Origin of the sequence: Acidovorax sp., from assembly GCF_046339755.1 — a bacterium.
Lineage (GTDB): Bacteria > Pseudomonadota > Gammaproteobacteria > Burkholderiales > Burkholderiaceae_C > Acidovorax.
Genome location: NZ_JBKDTZ010000134.1, coordinates 1 through 10,613 on the forward strand (window position 1 = coordinate 1; position 10,613 = coordinate 10,613).

At 63.1% G+C, this 10,613-nt stretch carries 7 protein-coding genes; 3 read left to right on the forward strand and 4 right to left on the reverse strand.

Annotation, left to right across the window (positions count from 1 at the left end; genetic code table 11):
• Window positions 1-174 precede the first annotated feature (174 nt).
• From ACK59X_RS10830 to ACK59X_RS10840, 3 genes are all read left to right on the forward strand, one after another.
• A complete protein-coding gene (locus tag ACK59X_RS10830) occupies window positions 175-531 on the forward strand; it encodes a hypothetical protein (RefSeq protein WP_409957266.1) in 357 nt (118 codons plus the stop codon).
• Window positions 531-1,514: a tyrosine-type recombinase/integrase gene (locus ACK59X_RS10835; RefSeq protein ID WP_409957268.1), complete on the forward strand. Its 984-nt coding sequence runs from the start codon at window positions 531-533 to the stop codon at window positions 1,512-1,514. Before ACK59X_RS10830 ends, ACK59X_RS10835 begins: the two co-directional genes overlap by 1 nt.
• Before the next feature lie 267 nt (window positions 1,515-1,781).
• Complete coding sequence (locus ACK59X_RS10840) at window positions 1,782-2,423, forward strand: NYN domain-containing protein (RefSeq protein WP_409957270.1); 642 nt, start codon at window positions 1,782-1,784, stop codon at window positions 2,421-2,423.
• 69 nt (window positions 2,424-2,492) lie between these two features.
• On the opposite strand, the gene ACK59X_RS10845 is transcribed toward ACK59X_RS10840, so the two are convergent.
• The 4 genes from ACK59X_RS10845 to ACK59X_RS10860 are packed head-to-tail and all read right to left on the reverse strand — an operon-like array spanning window position 2,493 to window position 10,292.
• Window positions 2,493-5,648, reverse strand: coding sequence for a BPTD_3080 family restriction endonuclease (locus ACK59X_RS10845; protein WP_409957272.1), 3,156 nt, complete (start codon window positions 5,646-5,648; stop codon window positions 2,493-2,495).
• Window positions 5,645-6,286 (reverse strand): hypothetical protein, encoded by a 642-nt coding sequence (locus ACK59X_RS10850; RefSeq protein WP_409957274.1) that lies wholly within the window; start codon window positions 6,284-6,286, stop codon window positions 5,645-5,647. The genes ACK59X_RS10845 and ACK59X_RS10850 overlap by 4 nt, the downstream gene beginning before the upstream one ends.
• Window positions 6,283-7,503 (reverse strand): AAA family ATPase, encoded by a 1,221-nt coding sequence (locus ACK59X_RS10855; protein ID WP_409957276.1) that lies wholly within the window; start codon window positions 7,501-7,503, stop codon window positions 6,283-6,285. Before ACK59X_RS10855 ends, ACK59X_RS10850 begins: the two co-directional genes overlap by 4 nt.
• On the reverse strand, window positions 7,503-10,292 hold the full coding sequence (locus tag ACK59X_RS10860) for a site-specific DNA-methyltransferase (RefSeq protein ID WP_409957278.1): 2,790 nt from the start codon (window positions 10,290-10,292) through the stop codon (window positions 7,503-7,505). The genes ACK59X_RS10855 and ACK59X_RS10860 overlap by 1 nt, the downstream gene beginning before the upstream one ends.
• Between the last annotated feature and the right edge of the window lie 321 nt (window positions 10,293-10,613).

The following is a 10,613-nucleotide window of genomic DNA, read 5'->3' on the forward strand; positions in this document are numbered from 1 at the left end:
GCTTTGAACAGACTGACCGACGGTAGCGATGGTTTGCTCGGAGGTCGCAAACGGACGACTAACGAGTTTCCGAGCCGGAGCGCGACCTTGGGGCCTTCGGGTGTCACAAGCTATTGATAACATATTTTATCGATAGTAAAGTCACCGCACCCGCCCACCACCGGACGACCGGCCATGCCCACCCCGCCGAACCCCCTGAGCCAGGTCGAGGACTGGGCCCGTCGCGCCCGGCAGGCCCAAGCTGCCGCTGCCCACGCCTACGCGCGGCTCCTGGACCTGGCCGAAGACGTCAACAGCGGCCAGGCCGCCCGCATCGCCCAGTTCATCGCCAGCACCTACGACGGTGCTGCCTTCCCGCTCGACCCGTTCTCGCTGCGCGGCCTGGACGTGGGCATCTCGGACGACATGCTGCTCTGCCTGGACGCGCTGCGCTGGGGCAAGGCGGAGTTGCACGAGCTGGTACCCGATGGCCAGCACCGGGTGCAGGCACTTCTGCAGATCTGGGGCGTCACCGGTCCGGAGGACGAGTGATGGCCGATCTGCCCGAACTGATCCACGAGACGCTCCCCGAGGTCCTGCCGCCCGCGGGTCGGCTGCTCAGCGCCGAGGCGTATCAGCGCCTGGCCGAGGTGCCGCCGGAGATCGAGTGGTTTGCGAACCTGGGCAGCAAGGCCACGCGGCGCGCATACGAGAACGCCCTGCAGGACTTCCGGCGTTTCACCGGCATCACCCAGCCCGAGGAGTTCCGTACCGTCACCCGGGCGCATGTCATCGCCTGGCGGGAAGACCTGCTGCAGCGAGCTTTGAGCGGTCAGACCATCCGGCACCGCCTGGCGGCGCTGTCGTCGCTCTTTGAGTACCTCTGCGACCGCAATGCGGTGACGCACAACCCGGTCAAGGGTGTGAAGCGCCCTCCGGTGGAGAGCTACGAGGGCAAGACCCCTGCGATCGGGGACCACCAGGCGCGGCAGCTGCTGGACGCTCCGGACGCCGGCACGCTCAAGGGCAAGCGCGATCGGGCCATCCTGGCCACGCTGCTGTATCACGCGCTGCGGCGCGACGAGCTGTGCCGGCTGAAGGTCAAAGACTACAAGCAGGAGCGGCGAGGGGTGGCGCACCTGAAGGTGTCCGGTAAGGGCGGCAAGACGCGGTATGTACCGCTTCACCCGGCCGCTGGGGGCTGGGTGGCCGAGTACCTGGAATCTTCGGGCCATGGTGCTGAAGAAGGCGGGGCCCTCTTTCGGCCGCTGCACCACAGCCGGCCTGGTGGCATAGCCAAGTCGATCACGCCGGACGGGATCTACAAGATCGTTCGCTGCTACTCTGCGGCGTTAGGTTTTGAGATCGGGGCGCATGCGCTGCGCGCGACGGCAGCGACGAACGCGCTGGACCATCAGGCCGACATCGCCAAGGTACAAGAGTGGCTCGGGCACGCGAACATCGCGACGACCCGGATCTACGACCGACGCAAGACGCGGCCGGAGGACAGCCCGACCTTCAAGGTGGCGTATTGAACTTTCTGTGAGGAAAACCGTTTGTACGGTAGTCCTTTGCTCGCATCAAGGCGGCGTTGGTAGCGTCTTCTGTCGTGTGAAACGGCAATTCAACGCCAACTTTTTCCGCAATGTGAAATAAGTAGCAAAATTTAGGTGTCTTTGCTGACGATGCGCTAGCGTCAGTCGTGGCAGACTCATCGAGTCATAAAGACACGGCTGCCTTTCGGGTGACATATAACAGAGAGCTTTGCCTCTCGACCCGTCTGGCGGCCAAATTTTTTTCCGGTGCTCAACTACGCGATCCTCATCGATGGTGGATTCGCCAAGCGCAAGCTAGGCAGCGCGCGTAATCCGGCCACAGCCGAAGACTTTGCCCGATTGGTGGGTGCTCTTTGCTCTGCGCATCCGTTGAGTGGGATGCGCTTGCATCGTGTCTACTACTATGACTCAGCTCCGCTGACCTCTTCTCACATGAAGCCGCTTGGCGGCGGAACAGTGGAGTTCGGCGCTACCGCCATAGCGGAGCGATCTCGTAGTCTCTTTGACCAGCTTTCGAAGCAGCCATACATGGCGCTTCGCCTCGGTGAGTTGGCATTTGAGGGCTGGGCAGTCAGGCCGCGTACGCTCGATAAAGCCGAAGGGACCGCTGTAGAGATTCGTGCAGAAGATTTGAATCCACAGATCAGTCAGAAGGGTGTCGATATGCGCATCGGCATGGATATTGCTGCTCTGACGTTGAAAAGACAGGTTCAGGTCATTGTGCTCGTTTCCGGCGACAGCGACTTTATCCCTGCCATGAAGTTTGCTCGGCGCGAAGGTGCACAGCTTTTTCTCTGTCCGATTGGCGCGCATGTTCGTCCTACGATGAATGAACACAGCGACCTGATGATCGAGATTGATCCGAAGTCCTTTGGGAAGCTTGAATAGGGCTGATCGTGCACTCGTCGCTCATCTAAAACACAAGAGCTGTTGATTCGAGTGGAGTGAAACGTGGTCTCACGGGCCGGTAGCTAACGAGTCCAGCAGCTTCATCAAGTCCGGCGGCTGCCGAACGATGTGATAGCTCCACCGCCCGAAGCGCCCGTCGTTGTTGACGGCGGTGCACCAGCGGTGTGCGGCCTGGGCCTTCACCTCGGCATCACCAGGCTGGCCCTTCACCTCGACCATCAGGCGCTCGCCCGTCGTCAGGTCCACGATGAAGTCGGGCAGATAGCGGCGGCGGATGCCGTCCTTGCGGTACGGCACGATGAAGCCCAGGTGGTCGTTCTTGACCCACCTGGCCACGCCCTCGTGTGCGTCCAGGGCCGTAGCCGCTGCCTGCTCCCACGTCTTCGTGTCGGTGACGATGGCGTTCAGGTGGCACTTGTGTGCTGGCCAGGGCTGCCGGCCAGTGAAGAACTCGACGTGTCGTGTCGATCGCTCGCCCGCCGGTCCGGGCGTGATGATGGGCCGCTCCTGCGTCTTGCCGCTCTCGTCCACGGGCATCAGCGAGTCGAACAGGATGCCCACCGCCTGCTGGAAGTACGGGTTCAGCGCCACGTCTTGCGCCACTCGGTTGCCTAACGGTTTCAGCTTCTCGGCCAGGAACCGGGTGGTGTAGCTCAGCAGTTGCGGAAACAGCCGGTGCGTGGGGATGACATCGCCACGGTCGGCCAGCCACTGCTGCGTCAGCACCTTGGCCATGGTGAAGGCCACCTGCTGCACGCGCACCTTGGCACGCCACTGCTCCAGGTTCACCACATCAGCCGCGCCCGGCCCGTAGGCGGCCAGTGAGCCGTCCTGGGTAGTCAGCCCCTTCATCAGGGTCACGTCCGGCACCGTCATGGGGTTCAGATCCAGGCTCGGCACCTTGGGCCAATCCATCGTGAGCCGGGTCACACCGGGGTCGGTGTAGCCCTCCACCACAGGGAAGGCCAGTTCAAACTGCGCCTTGGCCGGCACAGCGTAAATCTGGTTGGCCGGCGGTGATGGCGGTTGCTGGGCGCCGCCCTCCACTTTGAACGGGATGAGCTCGAAGGGTACGCCGAAGACCTTGGCCGTCTCCTCGCGGAAGAAGCCGGTGGCCTCATCCACTGCGTAGGACGTGCGCCGCAGCGCCCGGCCGACCACCTGCTCGCACAGCAGCTGCGAGCCGAAGGGGCGCAGGCCCACCACGTGCGTCACGGTCGTGGCGTCCCAACCCTCGGACAGCATGGCTACGCTGATGATGCAGCGAACATCGCGGCCGGGCGGCACGCTGGCGTCTATGGTCACCAGGCCGTTATCGTCGTCCTCCAGGGCCTTGCGGTTGTGCTTCTCGACCATGGCCACGTACTCTTCGGGCACCTTGTTGCCCGGCCAGCCGGTCTTACCGATGGTCTCCAGTACGAAGCGCAGGCGCCGCGCCTCGTCGTTCTTGCCACCGCCCTCGGCGATGTCCTCGGCCACCTTGCTGTCCACCCGCACAGTCCATTCACGGCCCGGGGCGTTGCGGAACTGCTCGGGCGCGGCGCCGTAGGTGGCGTTGCCGTTGGCAAGCCAGTCGTACAGCTCCTTGGCCAGCGCGGTATCGCGGCACACGATGATGAAGACCGGCGGTACGTCCGTCTTGCGGTGGCCTGCCTTGAATTGCGCCGACCACTGCTCGGCCGTCTTGCGCCACTCATCGGCCAGTTGCACGATGGGCTGCGTGGCGTAGCGCATCAGCACGTCGGGCGTCAGCTTGCCGCTGTGGCCTTCCTTCTCGGCAATCTCCTGCACCCACCGCCACACGTTGAAGTAGGCGGGTGTCTCGGTGCCGCCGATGTCCTGCGTGGGGAGCTGCGGAATCTTCACCAGGCCGGCTTCGATGGCCTCCAGCAGGCTGAAGTCGGATACCACCCAGGGGAAGGGCTTGCCCACCTCGTTGCCACTGCCCTGGATGAAGAACGGCGTGGCCGACAGGTCCACGCACAGCCGCACGCCATTGGTTCGACCGCCCAGCGCCTTGTTGATGCGGTCCAGGCCCTCAATCCACACCGTGGCCTCGCGGGCATCGACCTCGGCCGTTTCCTCGTCGATGGCGAAGGTGTCCTCGGCGTCGAGCTTGCCGCGCCGGTAGGCGTGGTGGGCCTCGTCGTTCATCACCAGGATGGCAGAGCTGCGCCCTTTGCGGTTGCCCAGCACGCGGCGCAGGAAGGCGGTGTCGCTCTCGTAGTAGCGCACCTCCTTGACCTCGAAGCCGGTGAGCTGGCCCTTGTTGTCCCGCAGCTCGCGCAGGATGTCGAAGGCTCCAGTCACCGCCTGCTGCCGGATGTCGGCTTCGGTCACCGCGTCCTTGCCGCCCACCTTCACGGTACGCAGCTTCTCCACCGGCACGCCGCGCTTCACCACCTTGGCCGACGTGCCGTTCACGTCGGTCAGCTCGCGGCGCTCCAGGTTGTGCCAGTTGGTGATGAAGACCTCGCCCTTGCGCAGGTCGGGCATGCGGTGCAGCGGCACCAGTTGCCGGGTGCGGTACAGGCTGAGCTCGTCCAGGTTGGGGTCTAGCTCGCGCAGCCGGTCGCGGATGGTCACGTTTGGGCAGACTATGAGCACCGTGTCCGAATAGGCCGAGGCCTGCGGCTGGGCCACCTTGTTCAAGATGGACCACGCCGACAGCATGCCCATCACTGTGGTCTTGCCGCTGCCCGTGGCCATCTTCAGCGCGTAGCGCACGAAGGCCTTGTAGCCGTCAGCCTTGGCGTCGTCGCCTGGCTCGTCGCTGGGCACGTTGATGCCCTGCTTCAGGTCGTCCGGCCCCTCCACCAGGAACAGCACCGTCTCCACTGCTTCGAGCTGGGCGAAGAACAGCCGCTGCGAACGGTCAGGCGAGCGCCACAGTTCCAGCAGTTCCCGCGTGACCTTGGTGGCGCCGGCATAGTCGCGCTCGCGCCATTCCTGCAGCCGCTGGCGGATGAGGTTGGCCAGGTCCAGCAGGTATTCCTGGCCCTTGGATGCGTCGTCCAGCAGCGACTGCTGGCCCTTGGCCTTGCGCCCGCGCGCGGCGCGGTCGGGCACGCGGAAGAAGTACGAGGCCAAGCGCCGGCCTGGCCGCTTCTCCGGGTGCTTGCCTTCCTCGATGTGCCAGTGATACGCCGGGGGTACATACGGGAGGTTGATGATGGGTGCTTCGACAGCGTTGATTTGGCTCATGCTGCGGCTTCCCTTGCCAGCTCCCGTTCGATGCCGTGCAGAAGTTTGCCCAGGCTCGGTGAAGCGGGTGTAGCGAGATTCAGGTGGGGGGCAATAGCCTTGGCCCATGCGGACTTGTCAGCGCCAGTGACCTCATCTGTCTTGTAACCCAGCGCAGCGGCAAGAACCTCCCAGGCTCCACAGACCTTGTCAGGTGCCACCGCACGCAACCGCTGAAGCCGAGCTTTGGGGTAGGCGGCCTCAACCGCATTCGCATCGGCAATAAACCAGCTCTCGGTCTCTTCAATCGCCAGTCGGAACAACACATGGGGCGGGCGCTTGGGTAGCGACGCCAACATCCCCTGCAACTCGGCAAGCAATTGATGGCAAGGTGTGTCGTCCACATCCACAACCACCAACACGCAGGCCTCATGGCCAAGGTAACGGCCAAAGCCTTGCAGCTTGGCCGGCAACTGATGCAGCAGGCCTTGATGTCGTGGATCAGGCCTTGCCAGCGGGTTGGATGGCAGGCTACCCCGTCCCTTGTGCGGGTGGATCCGGAAGTCCTGCCCTTCAATCAGGCCAAAGCGGCGTACCAGCACCTCGCGCACAGCCGGTACGTCCGAAGCCCCTTCAACGAGTACCTCGAAGTACTTCATGGCTGCCCCATGCCGAAGTGGTTACTGAACCACAGGCTGCCCATCGGGATGCCCTCATCGAAGAGCGCTTTGACCCCCGGTATGTCGGCTGCTCTTGCCAATACGCTGAAGCCGTCGATTCCTTTCTCCAGGATCCAAACCTCCTGTGGCGTCAAGGCATCGACGAAATTTGGGGCATGCGTCGTGATCAGCACCTGTGGGCCCTTGGCCCGGCGCGCGAAGTCCTTGAACTCGCGAGCAAGATCTGCCAGAAGCTGGTGGTGCAATCCGTTCTCTGGCTCTTCGATGCCAATTAGCGGTGCTGGGTCTGGGTCTTCCATCAACAGCATGTAGGCCAGCAACTTCAGAGTGCCGTCCGACATGTCCTGTTGGAAGAAGGGCTCGGCATATCCGTTAACGTGGAAGGCCAGCAGCAGGCGCTTGTCCGGCGCGGGTATGGGCTCTATCCGCAAGAGGCCGGGGATCTTCTTGGCGATGCGGGCGAGCATCGCCTTGAAAGCCTCAGGGTTTGAGCGCTGGATGAACTGCAGGTACTTACCGAGGTTCTCGCCCGTGCGATCAAGGTGCGGCTCCGCGCCAGACATGGGCTGCTTACGCGCCAGATCGGGGACGAAGTACGACAAATACCAGCCCGAGAGGAAGGCGCGAAAGGCAGCAATCCGCGGGTGATCGGCCAGGGTACCCAGGGTGGCGATGCCCAGCACTTGTCGGTCGGACATGGCCACCTGGTCATGCCGATTGCCCTCGGCGCTGGCAGATGCCTCTCCGGCCCACACCGTACCTCGTCCGTTTTCGATCAGGAGAAACGAGTGCGGCTGACCGGAGCTTTGGCCTTTGCGGCGTTGGCGCAGCCGTTCGTAGACCACTACGGGTCGGCCATGCCGGTCGCCATTGATGTGCAGCGTGTAGCTGATCGGCCGTGAATCACCGCTCTCGCGGTAACGGATCTCAAACTGGATCGGTCCGTCTACGCCCTGAGTCCGGAGCCGCTCAAAGCCCCCACGCTGAGGCTTGTCGCATGCCGCCTGCACACCTTCCTGCAGGCAATCTCCGACAAAGCCCAGTGCGTCCATCAGGGTGGACTTTCCCGTGCCGTTGGCGCCGATCACCGCCATCAGTCGTGGCAGCGGCTCAGCGCCGTTATCAAAGGTTTTGCCTAAGGTTACCTCGCGTAAAGCGCGGTAGTTCTGGATCTGGATGCCTTCAAGAATCGCCATCACTTCACCTCCAACACGCGCATCAGCTCGTTACCGCGCTCGTCGATGACCTTCACCGCCACGCGGCGCTTCGGCCCGATGGGGAACGGCTCGCTCACGGTGCCGGCCAGGTGCTCCCACACCGACGGGTCAAACTCGGCCTTCAGCGACTTCTGCAGGTTGTCCCATGCGGCAGTCTTGGGGAAGAAAACCTGGGTGGCGTAGAAGCACATACCGTCGTAGTCGGTGTCCAGCATCCACGCGGGCAGGTTCTGCGCGGGGATGTCTTCCTGGTCCATCGTGGCAGGGTTGAAGATGTCCAGACCGAATAGCTCTACTTCCCACAGGTCGGCGCCGTCGGCGTTCTTCGTGCCGGTCTTGCGCGGTTTCGCATCTGGCAGGCCGGTGACCGAGAAGATTTCGCTAGCGCGGCTGGTCTTCAGCAGGTCGCTCATCGCGACGTCCGGCGTGACCGTGACGTAGGTGCAGGGCACGCGCAGTTTCTTTCGGTCTTCCAGCAGCTCGCGCGCCTTGGCCTGGATGGCGAAGCCGAAGAAGTAAAGGTGGCTGTAGCTCAGCAGCAGTGCCTCACGGGCCGCCTCGAACACCACGTCGGACGAGATGGCGCCATCCTCTGGACCGAAGACCACGGCGATACGGTTGCCCTCGGCATCCAGGCCCTCGGCGTGAATGGCATCGCTATCGGTCATGCGGCGGCTGTCGGCCAGCACAAGTTCGCGGTTGCCGGGCAGGCGCAGCGTCTTGGACTGGCGCAGCACCTGGGTCATGCGCTCGATGTGCGTGGCGGGGTCGGCGTACCGGCCGGCGGGTTCGGCCACGAGCAAAGGCAGGCCGCCGTTGGCAGCGTCGGCCTCGCTAAGTGCGGCATCCAAGCTCTGGGCTTCGGACTCTGCCTGGGCTCCCTCCTCAAGCTCGACTGTCTGCGCGGGCGCAATGGTTGCCTCAACCACGAACGGACCGGCAACGCGGGTCACCTTGTCATTCACCTCAGGCCGGTCCACCAGCACTTCCATGGCCGGCTGCTCGTCATTAGCGATGGACTTCAGGGTGATGTGCGGCACCAAACCGCCGACTTCTTCGCCCTTGCGGTTCTGCCTGCGCTTGTAGACGAAGCCTCCGGCCGGACCTCTTGTCGGGTCCTTCAGTTCGTAGTACGGGAAAGTCGCGGTTAGCAGGCGCTGGCGGGCCAACGCCAACGGGACGCGCGAGGTATCGCAGGTAATCCAGCGCCGGCCCCATTGCTCAGCAACATAGGCCGTCGTACCAGACCCACAAGTCGGGTCGAACACGAGGTCACCGGGGTCGCTACACATCAGCATGCAGCGTTGGATGACCTTCGGCGATGTCTGAACCACATATAGCTTGTCCGACGCGAAACCTGCGATACCCGTGTCCTCCCACATGTTCGAAATGGAGTAGACGGGAAAGTCGTTCAAGAACCGTACGTAGTACAGCCCCCCCGATGTGGCCTCGACCCGCTTGCTGGACACGAGCCGCGCCATGCCCTCTTCGCCTGTCTTCCAGTAGCCGCGCTTCGGCCGAAACACCCTGCTATCGAACTCGACTGGGAAGTCACCCGGCGGTCGTTGGCTGGTCAGGTTGTCGATTCGGTAAATGCGCGCGCCATCCGGCAACTGACCTACATCTGCTTTCTCTGCTGCAGTCAGTGGCCTACGAGAACCATCCGGCAGCTCGACCTTACCGTATGCGCTCGCGCCATCACCACCAAAAGTCTTCGGCAAATAGAGATGCCTGTACTTGATTCGATTGATGTCCTTTGCATACCAAATCAAGTAGTCAACCGTCGCTGGGATGAGGTCCGTCGTGGCGCTGGTTGTCTTTGAGAACGTGATGACCGATACAAAGTTACTGGCGCCGAACACCTCGTCCAGCACTTCTCGGACGTGATGAAGGTTTTCGTCTGAAATCTGCACAAACACGCTGCCACTGTCTGTCAGCAGTTCCTTGGCGAGCATCATTCGGTCGCGCAAGTACGTCAGGTAAGAGTGCAGCCCAAGTTCCCACGTATCCCGATAAGCCTTCACCATTTCGGGTTCGCGAGTCATCTCGTCGTCAGCGCCATGCGTCACGTCGCGCTTGCGGACGAAGGGCTGGAAGTTCGAGCCAAACTTCACTCCGTAGGGCGGGTCAATGAAGACCATCTGGACCTGACCGCCCAGGCCTTCAAACTCCAGCATGGAGTTCATCACCTGCAGGCTGTCCCCGAGGATCATTCGGTTCTGCCACGGTCCCTTGTGCTCGTAGGCATCGAGCTTGTCGGTCACGTCCAGCCCGCCGCCGTCGCCGAACAGGTCGTAGGTGGTGCCCTTGGCCTTGCGGTGCTTGATGCCCTCCAGGATGGCCTTGGTCGAGTGCCGCTCGTGCACGAACAGCGGCACCGTGGGCACTGAAATCTGGTGGCGCTCAGCCTTTCCGGTCCAGTTCAGGAAGGGCTGGCTCAGCGCCTGCAGCAGGTCGGCCGCCGCCTTCAGCGACTGCACCTGCACGCCACCGCCAGCCCATACCTGCGGGGCGGTGAACACCGCCGCCTCGCCTTCAGTGGCGCAGCGCTGCACCAGGCCCAGCAGCCATTCGGCTAGGTCGCGGTCGCGGTTCTCGTCCCAGCTCAGCGCCGGGTCCAGGCTGCTGTCGTAGCGGTAGGTCTTCGGCGGCTTCCTGGTGTTGAACTGGTCCTGCACGCCGACATCCGGCCGCTGTGTGGCCTGCTGGGCATGCTGGTAATCGGTGGCTTGGCTTTGCGGCGTGGCTGCGCTCTTCTTGGTGGCCAAAACGTACTCCCCGTTTGGTTCTTGGTTGAGTCGAGAAGTGCAGATGCTAGGTCCGCATGTGCGTAACTTGCGCTGCTCAGCTGGTGTTTTCGCTGCCGCCTTGAGGCTTGTAGGTCGCTGAGGGCGGGTGATTCACAGTGTGGATGAGCATAGGGTGGCTGGTAGGTCACCGTATATCCAAGGTTGTGGGATGGGAGTTCGCAGGTTCTGTGTGCTTGCGTACCGCCGTTCCTCGGTTTGGACCATTCTCCTGGCGGGTGTTTTGTCGGGCGTCCCGGCCAGCGCTTCGCGCCACCCGGCCGGGTGCTCAGTCGCGACAGC